The 19,053-nt window shown below is 71.2% G+C and carries 21 protein-coding genes; 7 read left to right on the plus strand and 14 right to left on the minus strand.

All coding sequences use genetic code 11. The features are described 5' to 3' along the window. Window positions 1–3: 3 nt before the first annotated feature. From GXW74_RS02545 to GXW74_RS28305, 5 genes are all read left to right on the plus strand, one after another. The gene (locus GXW74_RS02545) at window positions 4–801 is read left to right on the plus strand and encodes a creatininase family protein (RefSeq protein WP_211844714.1); all 798 of its coding nucleotides are present in this window, start codon (window positions 4–6) and stop codon (window positions 799–801) included. After that, the gene (locus GXW74_RS02550) at window positions 798–1,400 is read left to right on the plus strand and encodes a C39 family peptidase (RefSeq protein ID WP_246522783.1); all 603 of its coding nucleotides are present in this window, start codon (window positions 798–800) and stop codon (window positions 1,398–1,400) included. Before GXW74_RS02545 ends, GXW74_RS02550 begins: the two co-directional genes overlap by 4 nt. Window positions 1,401–1,751: 351 nt before the next feature. Then, window positions 1,752–2,648, plus strand: a complete 897-nt coding sequence (gene fdhD, locus GXW74_RS02555) for a formate dehydrogenase accessory sulfurtransferase FdhD (RefSeq protein ID WP_211844716.1) — start codon at window positions 1,752–1,754, stop codon at window positions 2,646–2,648. 193 nt (window positions 2,649–2,841) lie between these two features. Then, window positions 2,842–3,549, plus strand: a complete 708-nt coding sequence (mobA, locus tag GXW74_RS02560; protein ID WP_246522784.1) for a molybdenum cofactor guanylyltransferase MobA — start codon at window positions 2,842–2,844, stop codon at window positions 3,547–3,549. Beyond that, window positions 3,546–3,671 (plus strand): hypothetical protein, encoded by a 126-nt coding sequence (locus GXW74_RS28305; protein WP_272877217.1) that lies wholly within the window; start codon window positions 3,546–3,548, stop codon window positions 3,669–3,671. The genes mobA and GXW74_RS28305 overlap by 4 nt, the downstream gene beginning before the upstream one ends. Window positions 3,672–3,817: 146 nt before the next feature. Here the strand turns inward: GXW74_RS28305 and GXW74_RS02565 are convergent, their stop codons facing one another. From GXW74_RS02565 to GXW74_RS02625, 13 genes are all read right to left on the minus strand, one after another. Beyond that, window positions 3,818–4,174, minus strand: a complete 357-nt coding sequence (locus tag GXW74_RS02565) for a DUF3592 domain-containing protein (RefSeq protein WP_211844717.1) — start codon at window positions 4,172–4,174, stop codon at window positions 3,818–3,820. Further along, window positions 4,174–5,424: a molybdopterin molybdotransferase MoeA gene (locus tag GXW74_RS02570; RefSeq protein ID WP_211844718.1), complete on the minus strand. Its 1,251-nt coding sequence runs from the start codon at window positions 5,422–5,424 to the stop codon at window positions 4,174–4,176. Before GXW74_RS02570 ends, GXW74_RS02565 begins: the two co-directional genes overlap by 1 nt. Then, on the minus strand, window positions 5,424–5,954 hold the full coding sequence (mobB, locus tag GXW74_RS02575) for a molybdopterin-guanine dinucleotide biosynthesis protein B (protein ID WP_338148116.1): 531 nt from the start codon (window positions 5,952–5,954) through the stop codon (window positions 5,424–5,426). The genes GXW74_RS02570 and mobB overlap by 1 nt, the downstream gene beginning before the upstream one ends. An 80-nt stretch (window positions 5,955–6,034) precedes the next feature. Beyond that, window positions 6,035–7,027 carry a formate dehydrogenase subunit gamma gene (locus tag GXW74_RS02580; protein WP_211844720.1) on the minus strand — a complete coding sequence of 331 codons (993 nt, stop codon included), beginning with the start codon at window positions 7,025–7,027 and terminating at the stop codon, window positions 6,035–6,037. 11 nt (window positions 7,028–7,038) lie between these two features. After that, the gene (gene fdh3B, locus GXW74_RS02585; RefSeq protein WP_211844721.1) at window positions 7,039–7,635 is read right to left on the minus strand and encodes a formate dehydrogenase FDH3 subunit beta; all 597 of its coding nucleotides are present in this window, start codon (window positions 7,633–7,635) and stop codon (window positions 7,039–7,041) included. 15 nt (window positions 7,636–7,650) lie between these two features. Continuing rightward, on the minus strand, window positions 7,651–10,578 hold the full coding sequence (locus tag GXW74_RS02590) for a formate dehydrogenase subunit alpha (RefSeq protein ID WP_211844722.1): 2,928 nt from the start codon (window positions 10,576–10,578) through the stop codon (window positions 7,651–7,653). A 25-nt stretch (window positions 10,579–10,603) separates the two neighbouring features. Then, window positions 10,604–10,840, minus strand: coding sequence for a hypothetical protein (locus GXW74_RS02595; protein WP_211844723.1), 237 nt, complete (start codon window positions 10,838–10,840; stop codon window positions 10,604–10,606). Between the two features lie 25 nt (window positions 10,841–10,865). After that, on the minus strand, window positions 10,866–11,468 hold the full coding sequence (locus tag GXW74_RS02600) for a TorD/DmsD family molecular chaperone (protein WP_211844724.1): 603 nt from the start codon (window positions 11,466–11,468) through the stop codon (window positions 10,866–10,868). 115 nt (window positions 11,469–11,583) lie between these two features. Further along, window positions 11,584–12,183 (minus strand): DUF3306 domain-containing protein, encoded by a 600-nt coding sequence (locus GXW74_RS02605; RefSeq protein ID WP_211844725.1) that lies wholly within the window; start codon window positions 12,181–12,183, stop codon window positions 11,584–11,586. Then, window positions 12,180–12,692 (minus strand): DUF3305 domain-containing protein, encoded by a 513-nt coding sequence (locus GXW74_RS02610; protein WP_211844726.1) that lies wholly within the window; start codon window positions 12,690–12,692, stop codon window positions 12,180–12,182. The genes GXW74_RS02605 and GXW74_RS02610 overlap by 4 nt, the downstream gene beginning before the upstream one ends. Then, a complete protein-coding gene (locus GXW74_RS02615; RefSeq protein ID WP_211844727.1) occupies window positions 12,689–13,729 on the minus strand; it encodes a DUF6352 family protein in 1,041 nt (346 codons plus the stop codon). Before GXW74_RS02615 ends, GXW74_RS02610 begins: the two co-directional genes overlap by 4 nt. After that, the gene (locus GXW74_RS02620) at window positions 13,726–14,316 is read right to left on the minus strand and encodes a DUF6505 family protein (RefSeq protein WP_211844728.1); all 591 of its coding nucleotides are present in this window, start codon (window positions 14,314–14,316) and stop codon (window positions 13,726–13,728) included. Before GXW74_RS02620 ends, GXW74_RS02615 begins: the two co-directional genes overlap by 4 nt. Then, window positions 14,313–15,005 (minus strand): biotin/lipoate--protein ligase family protein, encoded by a 693-nt coding sequence (locus GXW74_RS02625; RefSeq protein WP_246522785.1) that lies wholly within the window; start codon window positions 15,003–15,005, stop codon window positions 14,313–14,315. Before GXW74_RS02625 ends, GXW74_RS02620 begins: the two co-directional genes overlap by 4 nt. Window positions 15,006–15,100: 95 nt before the next feature. Between GXW74_RS02625 and GXW74_RS02630 the strand changes: the two genes are divergently transcribed. Together GXW74_RS02630 and GXW74_RS02635 are read left to right on the plus strand one after the other, a co-directional pair. Further along, on the plus strand, window positions 15,101–17,143 hold the full coding sequence (locus tag GXW74_RS02630) for a 4Fe-4S dicluster domain-containing protein (protein WP_211844730.1): 2,043 nt from the start codon (window positions 15,101–15,103) through the stop codon (window positions 17,141–17,143). Window positions 17,144–17,435: 292 nt separating this feature from the next. After that, window positions 17,436–17,891 (plus strand): EF-hand domain-containing protein, encoded by a 456-nt coding sequence (locus tag GXW74_RS02635; protein ID WP_338148125.1) that lies wholly within the window; start codon window positions 17,436–17,438, stop codon window positions 17,889–17,891. 43 nt (window positions 17,892–17,934) lie between these two features. On the opposite strand, the gene aroC is transcribed toward GXW74_RS02635, so the two are convergent. Next, on the minus strand, window positions 17,935–19,041 hold the full coding sequence (gene aroC, locus GXW74_RS02640; protein ID WP_211844732.1) for a chorismate synthase: 1,107 nt from the start codon (window positions 19,039–19,041) through the stop codon (window positions 17,935–17,937). Window positions 19,042–19,053 lie beyond the last annotated feature (12 nt).

A 19,053-nucleotide genomic window follows, 5' to 3' on the forward strand; every position in this document is an offset into this window, starting at 1 on the left:
CCGATGACCGAAGTTCGCTGGGAACGGCTGACGGCGCCGGAGCTGCGCGCGCTCGCGGAACGCGACGCCGTGGTGGTGGTGCCGGTGGCGAGCATCGAACAGCACGGGCCGCACCTGCCGGTCTGGACCGACAGCTTCATCGGGCATTCGGTGTCCGTCCGCGCGTCGGAACTCTGCGCCGACCTGCCGGCGGTGGTGCTGCCGCCGATGTGGCTCGGCCTGTCCGAGCACCACTTCCCCTTCGGCGGCACGATCAGCGTCGACTACGCGACCTTCGCCGGCATCCTGCGCTGCATCGTGCGGTCGCTGCTGGCGGACGGCTTCTCCAAGGTGATGTTCTTCAACAGCCATGGCGGGAACAACGACCCGCTGGCCGTGGCGACGCGCGAACTCGCGCATGAATTCGGCATCCCGGTGCTGACCACCAGCATCACCCGGGTGGCGCCGAAGGAGATCGCCGCCGCGCTGACCGCGCAGACCGGCATCCACCACGCCTGCGAGGGCGAGACCAGCCTGTGGATGCATCTCGATCCGGGCCAGGTGCGCATGGAGGAGATCGCCAACTCCGTCTCGCCGGGGAATTTCGACGCCTCGAGCCAGGCGGTGACGCGCTTCTGGTCCTTCTCCGAACGCGCGCCGGTGACCGGCGTGCGCGGCGATGCCCGCGCGGCGACGCCGGAGAAGGGCCGCGCGATCTTCGAGGCGATGGCCGCCGGTCTCGCGCGGGAACTGCGCGACCCGGCAAGCTGGTCGAAGCCGGATGACGTGTGGCGGCGCGGGCGGGCGCAGGGCCCGCGGTGATCCCGCCCTATTTCGGCCAGTGGGAGTCGGCGGACTGCATCGCCGACATCATCACCGGAACGCTGAAGGCGGAGGAGGACCCGCTCTGGGCCGCCTCCGGCGCGAGGGATGCGGCGGAATACGCGGAATGGGCGGACCATCTCTGCGGCGTCGCCTGCCTGCGCATGGCGCTCGGCGCGCGCGGCATCGCACCGCCGCGCGCCTTCGACCTGGCGCGGGAACTCACCGGGCGCGGCGGCTACGTGGTGCGGCCGGACGGCTCCATCCGTGGCCTGATCTACGCCCCAGCCGCAACCTGGCTGCGCGAGGCGCACGGCATCGCCGCCGAGGTGCGCGTCGATGTGCCGGCGGAGGACATCCCATCGCTGCTCGCCGACCGGGGCATGTTCATCGCCTCCGTGCACCCGGCGGTGCGGCGCCCCGAGACCGAACCTCCGGCGCGGGGCGGGCACCTGGTGCTGGTGTTCGGGACGGCGGAGGAGAAGCTGCGCTTCCACAACCCGTCGGGGCACGATGCGGCAAGCCAGACGGACGCGCGGCTGGCGGTGGATGCATTCGCGCGGTTCTACGCGGGGCGCGGGATCTGGCTGCCAGGCTGACGGGAGGGGTGCCACCCCGAAGGGCGTCAACTTCTCACGCCGCCGTTCGGAGAGGGGCTCTGCCCCTGTTCGAACCTCACCCCGCCAGGGTGCGGGGCACCCTGGACCGGCCGGTACTTGGTGCCGGGCATGATGGCCGCGCCGGCGCGGGAAAGTGCGCTGCGGACACGACGCCCGGAAGGAAATCCGACCTTCGAGCGTGGCGCTTCCTTGGTTGCCGCGGAATACCTGCTCTGCCCGACACCAGGTGATGGTTTCCAAAGGCCTTTCGGCCTTTGGTGGGGTGGCCCGGAGGGGCGACGCCCCTCCGGTGCGCTTGCCACCTTCCGGTGCCTCGCCCATCTCCTGCCCATGTCCGACCTTCTCCGCGTCAAGCCCGACCCCAGCGACCCGCGCCTGACGCGTCGCGTCACCGGCGTGGACCACACCGGCGCGCCGATCGAGACCTCCGTCACGGTCGAGCGCCCGCTGACGCTGTTCCTCAACGGCCAGGAGATCGTCACCATGATGACGATCGGCGACCGGCCGGAGGATCTCGCCCTCGGCTACCTGCTGAACCAGGGCATGCTGAAGCAGGATGCGGTCGTCACCGGCGTCGACTACGACGACGACCTCGGCGTCGTCATCGTGCGCACGCCGGAGCGGACCGACTTCGAGGAGAAGCTGCGCAAGAAGACGCTGACCTCCGGCTGCGCGCAGGGCACGGCCTTCGGCGACCTGATGGAGGGCTTCGCCCAGGTGCGCCTGCCGAAGACGGAGTTGCGCACCTCCTGGCTCTACCGCCTGCTGCACCGCATCAACACGCTGCCGACGCTGTATCTGGAGGCCGGCGCGATCCATGGCTGCGCGCTCTGCCTGCGCGACCAGCCGGTCGTCTACATGGAGGATGTCGGCCGCCACAACGCGGTGGACAAGATCGCGGGCTGGATGTTCCGCGAGCGCGAAAGCCCCGGCGACAAGATCTTCTACACCACGGGTCGGCTGACCTCGGAGATGGTCATCAAGACCGTGCGCATGGGCATCCCGATCCTGGTGTCGCGTTCCGGCTTCACCGCCTGGGGTGTGGAACTGGCGAAGGAGGCCGGGCTGACGCTGATCGGCCGCTGCAAGGGCAAGCGCTTCGTGGCGCTCTCGGGCGAGGAGCGCATCGTCTTCGATGCCGACCTGAACTACGTCGAGGAGGAGGCCGCCAAGCACTGGCGCAAGAACAGCGCCGAGGCGATGGCGGCGACCGACGATGCCGGCTGAGAGGCGGGGCGTCGCGCCGGAGGCGCGCGGGAGCGATCCAGCGGCGCCGGAGGCGCGCGGGAGCGATCCAACGGCGCCGCAGGCACGCCGGAGCGATCCAGCGGCGCCGGAGGCGCGCGGGATACGCGACACCACCGCATCGGACGGCGCGGATCGCGCCGGGACGCAGCGGGCGAGCGGAAGCCCCGACGGTATGCCGACGGCCCATGCGATGCCCGACGGAGCGGCGCAGGCGCGCGGAACCCTGGGCTGCGTCCTCGCTGGCGGCCTGGCACGCCGCATGGGCGGCGGAGACAAGCCGCTGCGGACACTCGGCGGCAGACCGATGCTCGACCACGCGCTGGCGCGGCTCGCGCCGCAGGTCGCGGCGGTGGTGCTGAACGCGAACGGCGATCCGGCACGCTTCGCGTCCTATGGGCTGCCGGTGGTGGCAGATGGGTTGCCGGATTATCCGGGGCCGCTGGCGGGGATCCTTGCCGCGATGGACTGGGCGGCGGCGGAACGGCCCGACCTGCCCTGGATCGCTTCCGTGCCGGGGGATTCGCCCTTCATCCCGGACGATCTGGTGGCGCGGCTGCATGCGGCGCGGGAAGCGGCGAGCGTGCCGTTCGCCTGCGCCCGTTCGGGCGGCCAGACCCATCCGCCGGTCGGGTTGTGGCCGGTGGCGCTGCGGGAGGAACTGCGCGCCGCGCTGCTCGCCGGGGAACGCAAGATCGACCGCTGGACGGCCCGCCACGGCTGCACCCATGCCGACTGGCCGGACAATCCCGTCGACCCCTTCTTCAACGCCAATGCGCCCGAAGACCTGGCAATCGCGGAGCGCCTGCTGCCCCTGTTGCAAACCCCCCAACGCAGCGCCATAGACAAGGACAGTCGCGATTGCGGGGAGCGCCACGCATGAAGGCCATCATCTCGGGCATCGTCATCGCCGCCATCGTCGCGGTCGGCGCGGCCTATGTCCTCGACACCAGGGTGCAGGAAACGGTCCAGGTCGCCTTCGCGACCGGCGGCGTACGGCTCTGATCGGGTCGAGGGGGCGCTGCCCCCTCGAACTCCCCCGGCAGGGGACACGGCCCCCTGCACCCGCGGAAACGTGTCGTCAGGGCTTCCAAAGGCAACAAGCCTTTGGCAAGGAAAGTTCGAGTGGGGCAGAGCCCCTCTCAGGCCAGTCAGTTGAACAATTCCCTCACGCCGACCGCCAGCAGTACGGCCGTGAAGGCTAGGCTGACCACCATGCCGACGCCGCTCACCACCTCGACGCCGTGCGATGGCGCCTTGGGGTTGTAGACAATGGTCACCGGCATGGAGCCGATGGGAAACCCCCGATTCCTGCTGCCCACGGCCGGCGCGCTGACGGCACTGCCATCAGGCAGGCAGAAGTCGAAGCGGGATCCGCCGAGCCCCTTGTGCGTGACGGCGACAGCGCGCGTCCGGCGCCAGAAGATCCGGCGCAGGACGGAGCGCAGATCCCGGTACAGAAGCACAGCACCGATGCTGCAGATGACGATTCCGGAAGCGACGGCCATCAGAGGATCCCGGCGAAGGGAAGCACGGTCACGCGCTCGCCGGGAGTGACCTGCGTCACGGCCTCGGGCAGTTCCGCAAAGCCCTGGGACTGGGTCAGCGAGGACAGCAGTCCCGCTCCTTCGCGCGCGAACTTCCGCGCGGTCGTCGTGCCATGCGCGGTCTCCAACGTGACGCGCACGTATTCCCGTCGCCCGGCCTTCTTGCGGTAGGCGAAATCCGCCGTGGCGGCAAAACGCGGCAGGGCCTGGTCCGCCGCGCCGGCGAGGCGCAGCAGCAGCGGCCGCGCCAGATGCAGGAAGCACACCACCGCCGCCACCGGATTGCCCGGCAGGCCCAGCACGGGCGTGCCCGCCACCACCCCCATCGCCGCCGGCCGGCCCGGCTTCACCGCAAGCCGCCAGAAGACCAGGCTGCCGCCGGCCTCGATCGCGGCGCGGACGTGGTCCTCCTCGCCGCCGGAGACGCCGCCGCTGGTCAGCAGCAGGTCGTGGTCGCGCGCGGCCGAAGCGAGCGCCGCCGCAGTGCGTGGCGCATCGTCGGGCAGGATGCCGAGGTCGGTCGCCTCGCACGGCAGGCCGGCCAGCAGCGCGAGCAGGGTGAAGCGGTTGCTGTCATAGGTCTGCGCCGGGCCAAGACCCCCTCCCGGCTCGGCCAGTTCGTCGCCCGTCGAAAAGACGCCGATCCGCGGCAGCCGCCGCACGACAAGGCTGCGCTGCCCGAGCGCCGCCGCCATCCCGATCTCGGCCGGGCCTAGCCGCTGCCCGGCCCTCAGCGCCACCGCGCCGCGCTCCACGTCCTCGCCCGCCGGGCGGGCATTGGCGCCGCGCCTGAGGCCCGCCAGGACGAGGATGGCGCTGCCCTCGCGCGTCACGTCCTCCTGCATCACGCAGGTGTCGGTGCCGGCCGGCATGGGTGCTCCGGTGAAGACGCGCACCGCCTCCCCGGCGCCGGCGGGGCGGGCCGGCGCATGGCCCGCGGCAACGCGGCCGGTCTCGAGCAGCCGCGTCGGAGCGCCCGGCGCCAGATCCTCATGACGGAGAGCCCAGCCATCCACGGCAGCATTCGCGAAGGGCGGCAGCGGCATGGGCGCCACCAGGTCATGCGCCAGCACGCGGCCACGGGCGGCGGTCAGCGGCACCTCCTCCTCGCCCACAGGTTCGGGAATGCGCGCGGCGATCAGCGCTTGCGCCTCCTCCACCGACATCAGCGCCCCGCCGAAGGCGAAGCAGTCGTCGCTGAGTTGGGCCATCAGGCCTCCTGCCGCACCGCCCAATCGATCGCGGCGAGCGGGGCAGCGTGGGCGAGGACAATGTCCGCGATCGCCTCGACATCGTCGAGATGCGCCTGTGGCAGCTCATAGGGCGCCGGGATGTCGGAGGCGACGGCGACGATCCCCGGCATGTCCGGCCGCATCCACGGCTTGCCGTTGGCCGCGCGGTGCACCTCGATCTTCGGATGGGCATCGCGCTTGTAGCCCTCGACGATCACCAGGTCCGCAGGGTCCATGCGCGCGATCAGTTCCGGCAGCGTCGGCTCGCGCGCCGTACGGAGTTCCGTCATCAGTGCCCAGCGCGCACCGGAGGCGACCATCACCTGCTGCGCGCCGGCCTTGCGGTGTTCCCAGGAATCCTTGCCCGGCACGTCCACGTCGAAGCGGTGATGCGCGTGCTTCAGCGTGGAAACCGAAAGGCCCCGCCCGATCAGGCAGGGCAGCAGCCTGACCATCAGCGTGGTCTTGCCGGCCCCGCTCCAGCCGGCGAGGCCGATGATGCGCGTCACGTCGGCGTTTCCCTCAAAAGCGACGGGCGCAAGGCCTTCGCCATGCGCCCGCGCGTCCATACCACCGGTGGGCCGCGGCGTCAGTCCGCGCCGGCGGCCTTGGCGCCGGTCGGCGGGCTGGCGGCACGGCCCTTCGCCAGTTCCTCCTCGACCCAGAGGTTGTGGTGCTGCTTGGCCCAGTTGAGGTCCACCTGGCCGGTGGTCATGGCCTCGACCGCGCCCTCCATCCCCATCGTGCCGATGTAGATATGCGCGAGCATCACCGCGATCATCAGCACCGCGACGATGCTGTGGATCATGTGGCTGAGCTGCATGCCGGCGATGTCGGTGAAGAAGAAGGGGAAGACCAGCATGTAGCCGGTAAAGGCCACCGCCGCGCCGCCGAGCACCGTGATCCAGAAGATGCCCTTCTGGCCCGCGTTGAAGCGCTCGCTATCCGGATGCGCGTTGCCGACCAGCCCGCCGCCCGTCTTCAGCCAGCGGATGTCGGTGCCGTTCGGGATGTTGTCCTTGATCCAGAGCAGCAGCATGAAGACGAGGCCGAGAGTGAAAGGGAAGGCCAGGAAGTTATGGGCCAGCTTCCCCCAGAGGCTGACTTCGGTGAACGCCTCGGGGCCAATCACAGGCAGCAGGACATGCCGGCCGAAGGTGAGGTTGAGGCCCGAGAGCGCGAGGATGATGAAGCAGGACGCCACCATCCAGTGATTGACGCGCTCGAAGGCGTTGAAGCGCTGGATGGTGCGGCCGGAAGGCCCGCCCTCGATCGGGATGCGGCCCTTCGCCACGCGGAAGACGACCAGCAGGGCGAGCATGCCCAGCACCGCGACACCGCCCACCCAGGCCAGCGTCACATTGTGGAATTCACGCCATTCGCGCCCCTGCGGCTGGATCAGGTTGGCCGCGCGCTGGTCGGGGATGGTGATGCGGCCATGCACGGTCTCGCCGCGCAGCAAGGCCTGGATCGCCATCTCGTCGGCGACGGAAGGCGCCTGCGAGCTGCCCTGCGCGAATGCCGGCAGGCCCGCCACGCCAATGAACAGCGCGGCGAGCAGGGCGAGGATGCGGATCTTCATCGCGGCGCTCCTCAGATCGCGACGGTTTCGCGGTAGGCGGTGCGCCAGCCCCAGGCGCCGGCGCCGTAACCGCGCCGCTGCACGCGCTCGCGGTAGATCTGGGCAATCACCTCCCCGTCGCCGGCGAGCAGCGCCTTGGTCGAGCACATCTCCGCGCAGAGCGGCAGCTTGCCCTCCGCGATGCGGTTGGCGCCGTACTGGATGTACTCGGCCCCGGTGTTGTCGGCCTGCGGGCCGCCGGCGCAATAGGTGCACTTGTCCATCTTGCCCCGGCTGCCGAAGTTGCCGATGCGCGGATACTGCGGCGCGCCGAAGGGGCAGGCGTAGAAGCAGTAGCCGCAGCCGATGCACAGATCCTTGTCGTGCAGCACGATCGCATCCGCGGTCGTGTAGAAGCAGGACACCGGACAGACCGCCGCGCAGGGCGCGTCGGTGCAGTGCATGCAGGCCATCGAGACCGAGCGTTCGCCCGGCTTGCCGTCATTGATGGTGACGACGCGCCGGCGGTTGATGCCCCAGGGCACCTCGTGCTCGTTCTTGCACGCCGTGACGCAGGCGTTGCACTCGATGCAGCGGTCGGAGTCGAGAAGGAACTTCATGCGGGCCATGTGTCGCGCCTCCTCTTACGCCGCGCGGATCTGGCAGAGGGTGACCTTCGTTTCCTGCATGAAGGTCACCGGGTCGTAGCCGTAGGTCGTCACCGCGTTGACGGATTCACCGAGCACGATCGGGTCGGTGCCCTGCGGGTATTTGCCTCGCTGGTCCTCCTGCATGAACCAGCCGGCGAAGTGGAAGGGCATCCAGGCGACGCCGGCGCCGACGCGCTCGGTCACCAGCGCCTTCACGCGCACCTGCTTGTCGCGCGGCATCTCCGGACCCTGCACCAGCACCCACTGGCCGTCGCGGACGTTGCGCGCCGCCGCGTCCTGCGGGTTGATCTCGATGAACATGTCCTGTTGCAGCTCGGCGAGCCAGCGGTTGGAGCGCGTCTCCTCGCCGCCGCCCTCGTATTCCACCAGGCGGCCGGAGGTGAGGATGATCGGGAAATTCGGCGCCACCTCGCGCGAGCGGTTCTGCACGCTCTGCCCGAGATGCGGCAGGCGGAAGCCGCGCCGGTCCGGCAGTGTCGGATACTGCGCGATCAGGTCGGTGCGCGGCGTGTAGATCGGCTCGCGATGCACCGGCACCGGATCGGGCAGGTTCCAGGCATTGGCGCGGGCCTTGGCGTTGCCGTAGGCCATCACGCCATGTTCCATGGTCACGCGGATGATGCCCATGGACAGGTCCGTGGCCCAGGAGGCCGTGCCGCCCTGGCGCTGGATGGAAGCCTTCTCCTCCGCCGTCAGCTCGGCATCCCAGCCGAGACGGGCCATCACCGCGGTGGTGAATTCCGGATAGCCGTCCGTCAGCTCGGAGCCTTTCGAGAAGGATCCTTCCGCCAGCAGCGAGACGCCGTTGCGCTCCACGCCGAAGCGCGCGCGGAAGGTGCCGCCGCCTTCCTTCACATGGAGGTTGGTGTTGTAGAGCACATGCGTGCCCGGATGCCGCCATTCCGGCTTGCCCCAGCACGGCCAGGGCAGGCCGTAGAAGTCGCCGCGGATCTCGGGCGGCGCGTCGTCCTTCGCGCGCAGCGTCACCAGGTCGAACTTGTCCTGGTGCTGCATGTGCAGCTTCAGGCGTTCCGGCGACTGGCCGGTGTAGCCGGTGGAGATGGCGCCGCGGTTGATCTCGCGCAGGATGCTCTCCGAGGTCGGCGCGTTGTCCTTGATCTCGAAGCCCTGGAACATCTCCGCCTGCATGCGGAAGGGCATGTTGCGCTTCTGCGCCGCCGCGTCGATCGCGCCGGCGAGGCGATAGAGCGCCTCGTAGTCGTCCTTGCTCTCGAAGATCGGCTTCACGATCTGCGAGCCCCACTGCACCGAGCGGTTGGACGCGGTGCGGCTGCCGGAGGTCTCGAACTGCGTGCAGATCGGCAGCAGGTAGGTGTTCTCCCGCCGGTTCGCGAGCACGGCGAAGGTCGTCGGATGCGGGTCCGCGACCACCAGCAGATCCAGCTTCTCGAGCCCGCGCACGGCTTCTGGCATGCGCGTCACGGTGTTGCCGCCATGGCCGAAGACGACCATCGCCTTGAAGTTGTCGCGCTGCTGCACCTGATCGCGCGGCAGCGTCACCGCATCGAAGTAGCGCGTGGTCGGGATGCCCGGCGTCGTCATCATGGCCGGGCTGTCGAAGCGCGCGACGATGCTCTCATAGGAGACGCCCCAGACGCGCGACCAGTGCCTCCACGCATTCTCGTCCAGGCCGTAATAGGCCGGCAGCGTCGTGACATCGAGGCCGAAGTCGGTCGCGCCCTGCACGTTGCAGTGGCCACGGAAGATGTTCGCGCCCGTGCCCTCCTTGCCGACATTGCCGGTGGCGAGCAGCAGGATCGAATAGGCGCGGACATTCGCCGTGCCGACCGTCTTCTGCGTGGCGCCCATGCACCAGATCAGGGTGGAGGGCTTCTGCGTGGCGAACAGCTCGGCCACCTTGCGAAGCTGCGCGCCCGGCACGCCGGTGACGCGCTCGACCTCCTGCGGGTTCCATTTCGCGACCTCGGTGCGGACGTCGTCCATGCCGTAGACGCGCTGGCGGATGAACTCCTTGTCCTCCCAGCCATTCTCGAAGATGTGCCAGAGCAGGCCCCAGATGATGGGGATGTCCGTGCCCGGGCGGATGCGCACGTACTCGGTCGCGTGCGCCGCGGTGCGCGTGAAGCGCGGGTCGATGACGATCAGGTTGGCGCGGTTCATCTCCTTGCCGCTCAGCACGTGCTGCAGCGACACGGGATGTGCCTCCGCGGGATTCCCGCCCATGATGATCATGGTCTTGGAATTGCGGATGTCGTTGTAGGAATTGGTTTGCGCGCCGTAGCCCCAGGTGTTGGCGACGCCGGCGACGGTGGTCGAATGGCAGATGCGCGCCTGATGGTCGACGTTGTTGGTGCCCCAGAAGGCCGCGAACTTGCGGTAGAGGTAGGCGCCCTCGTTCGAGAACTTGGCGCTGCCCAGCCAGAACACGCTGTCAGGGCCCGAAGCCTGGCGCACCGCCATCAGCTTGTCGCCGATCTCGGCCAGCGCGGCGTCCCAGGACATCCGCTGCCACTGTCCGTTCACCAGCTTCATCGGGTACTTGATGCGCCGGTCGCCGTGCACGAGCTCGCGCACCGAAGCGCCCTTGGCGCAATGCGTGCCGCGGTTGATCGGGCTGTCCCAGGACGGTTCCTGCCCGACCCAGACGCCGTTCTGCACCTCGGCGGTCACGGTGCAGCCGACCGAGCAATGCGTGCAGACGTTCTTGATGCGCGTGATCGGCTGCGCGAAGTCGGTCGGCCCGGCGGCGGCCGGGCGCACCGTGGTCAGCGGAATGGCGCCGAGCGCGGAGAGACCGACGCCCGTCAGCCCCGCCTGCCTCAGGAAGGCGCGGCGGTCGAGACCGCCGGCGGAAAGCCCGGCATAGGCCGCGGCGAGACGCTGCTTGCCGGCACGGGCCTCGGAACGCTTGATCAGCATGGGGTTGCGCTCCCGTCGTCTTGCTTCAGCCGCCGTAGCGGTTGGTGCGGTAGAAGGCCTGCACGTCGGCGCTGTTCGGCTGGTAGCGCGCCTTCAGGCGGTCGGCCTCGTTCTCCTTGCGTGCGGCGCCGGGCGGCACGGCATCGGCCCGCACCGGGCCCGCCGCTTCCGCGACGCCCGCCGCGGCGGCACCACCGGCCGCGAGACCCAGCGCTTTCAGGAATCCACGACGTTCGGCCACTTCCCTCTCCCTCGTGCTCATCTCACACCACTCCCGCGGCCATGCCCTAGGCCGGCAGCCCCAGGGCCGCCTGCTCGATATCCATCGTCACACGCCCGAGCCGGCCGACGGCGCGGTAGAAGCGCGCCATCTCCGCCGCCTCGAGATCCGCGAAGAACCTGCCGGCCCACGGCCGCAGGTGCCTCTCGAAAAATGCCTCGGCCTCCGCCGCGCCGCCCTCGAAACTGCCGGAAAGCAGCCCGGCATAGACCTCGCATTCCGAGCCGGCATGATCCTCGGGCTCGGAGACGCCGGAGGCGCGCTCGAGGCCGAGCCGGGCGAGGTCGCCGCGCAACTCGGCCAGTGGCCGGTCATGCAGGAATCCGGTGAGGTAGTAGGAGGCGAAGGGCAGCAGCTCGCCGCGCCCGAGGCCGATGAAGAGGTCGTGGAATTCGCGCTCGACCGACACCGAGTCGGCAACGGCGGCAGCCGCGGCGAGCGCGCCATAGGCCTCCCCGAGGGGGGTGCGGTCGCCGGGAAGGGTCCGCAAGCCGGCCAGCAAGCCGTCGTCGGGTGCCGCGACCAGCAACCGCCCCAGCAGGGCGAAAAGGCGCGCACGCTCGATCGTCTGCGGGTCAACCGCAATATCTGCGCCGTCCCGGGCGGGCATGCCGTGCGTCGTCTCCCACTCCCTCAATTCTTTACAAGAATACTATGGAAACGCATCGGGGGACAGCGAATTGGAACCATCGCCGGTTGTTGCGAATAATTCGCAACAACCGCTCTCAACTTGGAAGGGCGGAGCCGTGACGCCGAGCGGCAGCGGGGGCCGGGGCAGGCGGCACCTCGGCCGGGGTCTCCATGGCGGCCGGGCAGGCCCCGACGGCCGGCGCGGCAGGCGCCGGGCCTTCCGCCTTCGCCGCGTCACCCTCTGCTTTCACCGCGTCACCCTCCGCTTTCACCGCGGCCAGGCGGGCGGCCTCCTCGTCGCGATCGAGCCCGATCGCCTGGGCCAGCAGGCGCCTGACATCACCGCCGAGTTCCAAAGCGAAGCCGGGCACGCCATCCGGTGCGTTGAAATCCCAGGCGTAGTCCGCCGGGCCGACGAAATCGCGGATCGCCGGGTCGATCGCCCAGGCCTTGCGCAGCGCGGCGCGCTTGATCGCCTCCGGCACCTCCTTGCGTAGGAAGGCCGTGAAGTCGCTCTCGGCGGTGAGGTCCTCGATCGGCGGCAGGCTGGCGGGGTCGAATGCCGGCTCGACGGGTGGCGGAGGGGCAGCGGGCTCGGGGACGGGAGGCTGCACCTCCGGTTCCGCGACCGGCAGGCCGGCCTCCGCCGCGCGCTTGCGGCGCGACCAGCGGGACAGGAAGCCTTCCTCGCTCATGCCTCCTCCACCCGCGTCCGGCGGCCGAGCGAATCCGTATCGGCGCGGTCTCGCTTGCGCTTGTGGAATTCGCGCACCTGATGGTGCTCGGCGACGAAGGCTTCGAGCGTCGCGCGCAGCGCGGGCGGCATCGGCAGCGCCTCGAGCAGGTCGGCCCCCGATTCAGCGTAGAGCTGCGCCTCCCCCGCATCCACCGTCACGGCCTGCAGGGCGAAGCCGGGCGCGGCCTCGACCGGGCGCAGCACGACCCAGATGCGCGGCGGGTCCTGCTGCAGGTTGTGGATGTAGTTGTCGGTGTCGGTCGGGTGCAGCGCGACCTCGGCCGCGCCGGCGAAGAACAGGGTGCGGCCGGCTTCCTCCCGCAGCACGGTCCATGCGGCCACCGGCGGCGGGTCCTCGAGCACGTCGCGCGCGCTCCAGGCGAACTCGGCCCAGGGCGTCGCGCCGGGGCGGCGTTCCGCGACCACGCCGACGGGGATGCGGATGGTGCCCGGGACTTCCAGCGTCATGCCGCTTCCTCCTTCGCCACCAGCGGCAGGCCGGAGACCAGGTTCTGCGGCTTCATGCGCACGCGACTGGCCGCATCCATCGCCAGCGCGAGGTAGACCGGCCGGCCGGCGACGCGCGGCAGGACGCGCGAGGCATCGCGGAATTCCAGCACGCCGAGCCAGAGGATGCGCGCGAGCCGGTCCTGCTTCACCTTCTTCCCGTGCCAGAGGTCGTTGGCGACGGCCGTCGCCTCCGCATCCAGGCCGATGTGCCAGGTCCAGTTGGCATCCTCGATCACCGGCACCGGGCGGATCGCGACCTCCTCGGCGAAGATGTGGCGGATGAAGCGTTCCAGCGCGCGCGCCAGGCCGTGCTGGCCGTCGCGCCCCTCGGCGATGTCGAGGGCGAAGTCGTGCGCGTCGGACCGGCCGGCGTAGAGATGGCCGTTCGCCTCGTTGAGCACGTCGAGCTCGACCTCGCGCGGCGGCGAGCCGGCCTCGACCAGCAACTGGCCGAGCGCACCGAAGCCGCCGTCGCGGCCGCGCATCTCGACCACTTCCTCGTCGGCGAGCAGCAGCGCGCCCTGGTGGATGGCGGCGCGCTGCGGGCGATAGAGCAATTCGCCGGCGCGCAGCGCGAAGGGATCCCCCTCCCCTTCCAGCGCCGCGCGCGCGACGAGATGCGTCAGCATCTGCAGCAGGATCGGCGGCACGCCGGTCACGCCATCGCGGTAGAGCGCAAGCCAGGCGGCCTCCAGCGAGGGCTGCGCGGCGACGCGGTCGCGGAAGCGCAGGAAGTGGGCGAAATTCTCCCGCGCATCGGCATCGGCCAGGGCTTCGATGCGCACCGGCGCCACCGCCTGCGACGGGTCCTCCATCAGCGCGGCGTGCAGCGCGCGTTCGGCGTCGCAGGCTTCCTCGGGCGGCAGCAATTCGGGCCGCGCGAGGAAGGCGCGCCAGAGATCCGGCGTCGCCGCCAGCCGCCCGTGCTCCACCACGTCGCAAAGGTGATGGCCCGAGGCGACCCAGAAATCGCCGGGAGAAAGCAGCCCGCTCATCGCTTCGACCCCGATCGCTGCGGCTCGCCGACAGCCGGTTCCTCCGCCGCGCGGGCCATGCGCGCGAGATCCGGCCGGATCGGCTCTTCCGCCTCGCCCTCCACCGGGATGGCGGCGAAGACCGGCAGCGTCTGGAAGCTGCGGTGCTCCTTCGGCCGCTCGTGCAGGGTGCGGAAGCGCTCGCGCTGCTCGCCGCCCTCCAGGCTGCGCGCCAGCGCGACGAGCGTGCCGGGCGGGTGCTCGCAGAGGGATTCGGCGAAGGCGACCTCCTCCTCCGCCGCGGCGCGGGCGGCGGCCTCGTCCGGCGCGCCATAGGCCGCGCGCAGATGCGCGGCGAGCAGCGCGACCGCTTCGGACCGCTGCGCCGCCGTCGCCTCCGCCACCTCGACCAGCGTGGACCAGCCGAAGGAAGACAGGCCGAGGAAGCCCGCGCGGAAGGCCTGGCGGCGCTTGCCGGGCATCTTCGCCGGATCCTCGTCCCAGAAGCAGAAGCCGCCGGGCACGGCCCATTCGCCGGGTTCTGCCGCGGCCGGGAAGACCAGCGCGTCCGATGGATCGAGCCGGAGGGTGCGCAGCAGCCGCGTCATGCCGCCACCGCCTCGGCGAGTGGCAGGCGCTGCTGCTGCTCACCGCGCTGCAGGATCAGGTCGCCGCTCGCCGGGTCGATGCCGCGCCTTGCGCCGCCACTCACCGCCGGATCGAGCCGCGCGAGATAGCGTTCCGCCACCACGCGGACGCCGCGCGCCTGCCAGTCCGCCAGCGTCGCCATCAGGTGGCGCGCCCAGGCGGCGGTCAGTTCGGCCGGGCTGGTGTCGTTGTAGCCTTCCTCGAACAGCGTGGTGCGGCCGGGGTCGCGCCCGGGCTCGGCATCCGCCACATCGGCGAAGCGGATCTCAATGCCGACCACCAGCCAGTCCGGCACCGCATCCTCCGCGCAGTCGGGCGGCGCGGCCAGCCGCGCGCCGCCGACCACGCCGCCATTCACGCGAATCGTCGCCGGCCAGTCGAAGGTCAGCGGCACCTCGGGCGGGCCGAAGGCGCCGGCGGCGTCGGCAAAGGCGCTCATCGCCGCCAGCAGCGCGGGGCGGGCGGCGGCGAGCGGCTGCTCGGGCTCGAGCACCACCGCCGCCTCGATCCGCGCCCAGGACCGCACCCAGGCGAGGCTTCCCGCGCCGTGTTCGGGCGCCATCGCCACCGCGCGCGCCATGGCGTCGCCACCCTCGCGCAGGGCGACGATCGGCGTGAACACGCTCGGCAGGTCGGGCAGGCCCTCCATCACGGCGTCTCCGTCCCTCGCAACTCCGTCAATCGGGGCATATATGCGCCCGGCCCCGGACTTCACAGCGGGGCGCCTCGGGGGTTGTTCGGTCGATGAGCGGAACGGACGGGCGCATTGCCCTGGTGTGCAGCTGCGAAGACACGATGCGCCTCGACGAGCGCGCGATCGCGCGCGGCTGCCGCGCAGAGCTCCGCACCGCCGAGCAGCTCTGCCAGGCGCAACTGGACCGCTTCATGGCGGCGCTCGCCACCGGCCGCCCGCTGACCGTCGCCTGCACCGCCCAGGCGCCGCTCTTCGCCCAGGAAGCCGAGGAGGCGCAGGCGGCGACGCCCACCTTCGTCAACATCCGCGAACACGCCGGCTGGTCGGACGAAGGCAAGGCCGCCGGGCCGAAGATGGCCGCACTGATCGCCGCCGCCGCCGAGCCGATGCCGCCGACGCCGCTGGTGCCGCTGGAAAGCCGCGGCGTCACGCTGGTGCTCGGCCGCGACGCGCGGGCGCTGGAGGTCGCCGCGCGGCTGCAGGACAAGCTCGACCTGACCGTGCTGCTGACCGGCACCGAGGATGTCACGCCGCCGCGCGCCGCGCCTTTCCCGGTGATGAAGGGCCGCGCCCGCGCCGCGACGGGATGGCTCGGCGCCTTCGAGGTGGCGGTGGATGGCGCCGCCATGCCGCGCCCCTCCTCCCGCGCGCGCTACGAATGGGGGCCGGGCAAGGATGGCGCGGTCAGCCGCGCCGACATCGTGCTGGACCTGACCGGCGGGACACCGCTGTTTCCGACGCATGAGCTCCGCCAGGGCTACCTGCGCGCCGACCCCGCCGATGCCGCAGCGGTGGAGCGCGCCATCGGGGCCGCCGGCGACCTGGTCGGCACCTTCGACAAGCCGCGCTTCGTCGCCTTCGACGCCGCGCTCTGCGCGCATGCGCGGAACAGGCGGACCGGGTGCACGCGCTGCCTCGACCTCTGCCCGACCGGCGCCATCACGCCGGGCACCGGGCCGCAGAAGGACCAGGTCGTCATCAGCGCGGAGATCTGCGCCGGCTGCGGCGCCTGCGCCGCGGTCTGCCCGACCGGCGCCGCCACCTACGCCCTGCCGCCGGCCGCCGCCTTGGCGCGGCGCATCCGCACGCTGCTGCTCGCCTATCGCGCGGCGGGCGGCGAGGCGCCCGTCCTGTTGTTCCACGACGAGGCGCAGGGCGAGCCGATGCTCGACGCCCTCGGCCGCCACGGGGATGGCCTGCCGGCGCGCGTGCTGCCGCTGCGGGTGAACGAGCCGACGGCGCTGGACCTCTCGCTGCTCGCCGGCGCCTTCGCCTGGGGGGCGAGCGCGGTGCGCGTGCTGCTGCCGGGCAAACGCAGGCACGGCGCGGACGGCGTGTTCCGCAACATCGACTATGTGAACGCGGCGCTGGAGGGGATGGGCCTCGGCCACGCCACGCCGCGCGCGTCCGCGATCGAGACGGACGACCCCTTCACCTTGGGCGAGGCGCTCGCCGCCCTGCCCGACGCGCCCTTCGGCTTCGCGCCTTCCAGCCACCAGGCGATCGGCACGCCGCGGGAGATGGCGCTGCAGACGCTTCGCGCCCTGCGTGGCGCAGCGGGCGCCGAGGCGGCGACGGTGGCGATGCCGGCGCTGGCCCCCTTCGGCATCGCCAGGGTGGATGCCTCGGGCTGCACGCTCTGCCTCGCCTGCACCAGCGTCTGCCCGACCTCCGCCTTCTCCGCCAACCCGGAAACGCCGCAACTCCGCTTCCTGGAGGATGCCTGCGTGCAGTGCGGCCTCTGCGCCGCCACCTGCCCGGAGAAGGTCATCACGCTGGAACCGCGCCTGAACTTCGCCGCCGAAGCCGCAGCGCCCAAGGTGGTGAAGGAGGAGGAACCCGCCGCCTGCCCGCGCTGCGGCAAGCTGTTCGGGACGAAGGCTTCGATCGCGCGGGTCAGGGCGAAGCTCGCGGCGCACTGGATGTTCGCCGATGCGAAGAAGCTCGCGATCCTCGACCTCTGCGAGGATTGCCGGATCGCGGAAGCGACCGCGGGCGGGTTCGATCCCTATGCCGGGCCTGAAAGGCCGGTCGCCAAGACCACCGAGGACTACCTGCGCGAGGCGGAGCGGGCGAAGCGGGAGGAGTCCTGATGCCGGCCAGCCTCGCGGCGGCCCCGGTATCGGCGTGTTTCGCGCGCGGCTGCCCCCCAGCCCCGCGCGACAGACCGCTGAACCCTGCCGATGAGGTCACCGGCAAGCCTCGGCGGCATGAGCCGGCTTTGGCACGTTTCCTGCGCTGCCCCCCTCGCCCGCCCGGGCCGCATGGTCCGCAGGGGGCCGCGTCCGGCATCCTGCCGTGCGCGAACCGCAAGGGGGTAGCATGCAGATCTCCTCAAGTGGCGGCAGCGCAGCCACCGCCATGATGCAACAGATGCGCGAACGCATGTTCGCGCGCGCCGATTCCGACGGAAGCGGCGGTCTATCGGTCGATGAGTTCAAGGCCATGGGGCCGCCGCCCGGGGGACCGCCCCCGGGTGGCCCCCCGCCGGGCGGTGCCGGCGCGGCAAGTTCTACCGAGGGCTCGGCGAATGCTGCCGCGACCTCGGAAAGCGATGCCGTGCAGTCGCTCTTCAACAGCCTCGACACGGATGGCGACGGCACCGTCAGCCAGGCGGAACTCGAGGCCGGCCGCTCTCAGCGCGAGGCGGGCGCGCAAGGCCCGCTTGGCCATGAGGCGCTCGCCACGCTGCTCGCCGCGCAGGAGCAGGGCAGCGGCGACGCTTCCGCGCAGGACGGCACGGACATGCGCGCAATGGTCGACCAGATCATCCGCCAGGTCATCGCCGCCTACGGGGAGCAGCGGGACAGCAGCACGGCCAGCACGGCCGTCTCGGCCTGAACGACAGGCGGACGCCAGAACGGCGCCCGTCGCCCTCGCCCGCTCAGTTCCTCGGCAGCCGCGCCACGCTCGGCGCGTCCGGATTCTGCGCCCGGTGCCGCAGCAGGTGGTCGGCCAGCACGATCGCCACCATCGCCTCGCCGACCGGGACGGCGCGGATACCGACGCAGGGGTCATGGCGGCCCTTGGTCAGCACCTCCACCTCCCGCCCTTGGCGGTCGACCGAGGCGCGCGGCGTCAGGATGGAGGAGGTCGGCTTCACCGCGAAGCGCGCGACGATCGGCTGGCCGGTGCTGATGCCGCCGAGAATCCCGCCGGCATGATTGGACTGGAAGGCCACCGTGCCATCGGCGTTCATGCGCATCTCATCGGCGTTTTCCGCCCCGGTCAGCCCGGCGGCGCCGAAGCCGTCGCCGATCTCGACACCCTTCACGGCGTTGATGGACATCAGCGCGGAAGCGAGGTCGGCATCGAGCTTGCCGTAGATCGGCGCGCCGAGGCCGGGGGGGGCGCCCTCCGCCACCACCTCGATCACGGCGCCGACGGAATTGCCGGACTTGCGGAGATCCAGCAGCTTCTCCTCCCACCGCGCGGCGGCGGCGCGGTCGGGGCAGAAGAAGGCGTTCTCCTCCACCGCCGCCCAGTCCCAGGCGGCCGGATCGACCCAGTCGCCACCGACCGAGACCAGCGCGCCGCGGATGCGCAGATCGGGGCCCAGCACCTTGCGCGCGACCGCGCCCGCGGCGACGCGCATCGCCGTCTCCCGCGCCGAGGACCGGCCGCCGCCGCGATAGTCGCGGATGCCGTATTTCAGCTCATAGGTGACGTCGGCGTGGCCGGGGCGGAACCGTTCGGCGATCTCGGAATAGTCCTTCGACCGCTGATCGGTGTTCTCGATGTGCAGGGCGATCGGCGTGCCGGTGGTCAGCCCGTCGAACACGCCGGAGAGGATGCGGACCTGGTCCGGCTCCTGCCGCTGGGTGACGAATTTCGATTGGCCTGGGCGCCGCTTGTCGAGCCAGGGCTGGATATCGGCCTCGGACAGCGCGATGCGCGGCGGCACCCCGTCCACCACGCAGCCGATGGCGGGGCCGTGGCTCTCGCCCCAGCTCGTGAAACGGAAGAGATGGCCGAAGGTATTGTGCGTCATGGAATCAGGGCG

It is taken from the genome of Neoroseomonas eburnea (assembly GCF_018129005.1).
GTDB lineage: Bacteria > Pseudomonadota > Alphaproteobacteria > Acetobacterales > Acetobacteraceae > Neoroseomonas > Neoroseomonas eburnea.

What these genes read in the sequence shown, in the direction of transcription:
- GXW74_RS28305 (WP_272877217.1), top strand. Translation starts at nt 3,546, where the DNA reads ATGAAGGCCATCATCTCGGGCATCGTCATCGCCGCCATCGTCGCGGTC.
- GXW74_RS02630 (WP_211844730.1), top strand. Translation starts at nt 15,101, where the DNA reads ATGAGCGGAACGGACGGGCGCATTGCCCTGGTGTGCAGCTGCGAAGAC.
- fdhD (WP_211844716.1), top strand. Translation starts at nt 1,752, where the DNA reads ATGTCCGACCTTCTCCGCGTCAAGCCCGACCCCAGCGACCCGCGCCTG.
- GXW74_RS02635 (WP_338148125.1), top strand. Translation starts at nt 17,436, where the DNA reads ATGTTCGCGCGCGCCGATTCCGACGGAAGCGGCGGTCTATCGGTCGAT.
- GXW74_RS02620 (WP_211844728.1), bottom strand. Translation starts at nt 14,316, where the DNA reads ATGACGCGGCTGCTGCGCACCCTCCGGCTCGATCCATCGGACGCGCTG.
- GXW74_RS02605 (WP_211844725.1), bottom strand. Translation starts at nt 12,183, where the DNA reads ATGAGCGAGGAAGGCTTCCTGTCCCGCTGGTCGCGCCGCAAGCGCGCG.
- GXW74_RS02625 (WP_246522785.1), bottom strand. Translation starts at nt 15,005, where the DNA reads ATGGAGGGCCTGCCCGACCTGCCGAGCGTGTTCACGCCGATCGTCGCC.
- GXW74_RS02600 (WP_211844724.1), bottom strand. Translation starts at nt 11,468, where the DNA reads ATGCCCGCCCGGGACGGCGCAGATATTGCGGTTGACCCGCAGACGATC.
- GXW74_RS02595 (WP_211844723.1), bottom strand. Translation starts at nt 10,840, where the DNA reads ATGAGCACGAGGGAGAGGGAAGTGGCCGAACGTCGTGGATTCCTGAAA.
- GXW74_RS02615 (WP_211844727.1), bottom strand. Translation starts at nt 13,729, where the DNA reads ATGAGCGGGCTGCTTTCTCCCGGCGATTTCTGGGTCGCCTCGGGCCAT.
- GXW74_RS02565 (WP_211844717.1), bottom strand. Translation starts at nt 4,174, where the DNA reads ATGGCCGTCGCTTCCGGAATCGTCATCTGCAGCATCGGTGCTGTGCTT.
- GXW74_RS02610 (WP_211844726.1), bottom strand. Translation starts at nt 12,692, where the DNA reads ATGACGCTGGAAGTCCCGGGCACCATCCGCATCCCCGTCGGCGTGGTC.
- mobA (WP_246522784.1), top strand. Translation starts at nt 2,842, where the DNA reads ATGCCGACGGCCCATGCGATGCCCGACGGAGCGGCGCAGGCGCGCGGA.
- GXW74_RS02545 (WP_211844714.1), top strand. Translation starts at nt 4, where the DNA reads ATGACCGAAGTTCGCTGGGAACGGCTGACGGCGCCGGAGCTGCGCGCG.
- fdh3B (WP_211844721.1), bottom strand. Translation starts at nt 7,635, where the DNA reads ATGGCCCGCATGAAGTTCCTTCTCGACTCCGACCGCTGCATCGAGTGC.
- GXW74_RS02570 (WP_211844718.1), bottom strand. Translation starts at nt 5,424, where the DNA reads ATGGCCCAACTCAGCGACGACTGCTTCGCCTTCGGCGGGGCGCTGATG.
- aroC (WP_211844732.1), bottom strand. Translation starts at nt 19,041, where the DNA reads ATGACGCACAATACCTTCGGCCATCTCTTCCGTTTCACGAGCTGGGGC.
- GXW74_RS02580 (WP_211844720.1), bottom strand. Translation starts at nt 7,027, where the DNA reads ATGAAGATCCGCATCCTCGCCCTGCTCGCCGCGCTGTTCATTGGCGTG.
- GXW74_RS02590 (WP_211844722.1), bottom strand. Translation starts at nt 10,578, where the DNA reads ATGCTGATCAAGCGTTCCGAGGCCCGTGCCGGCAAGCAGCGTCTCGCC.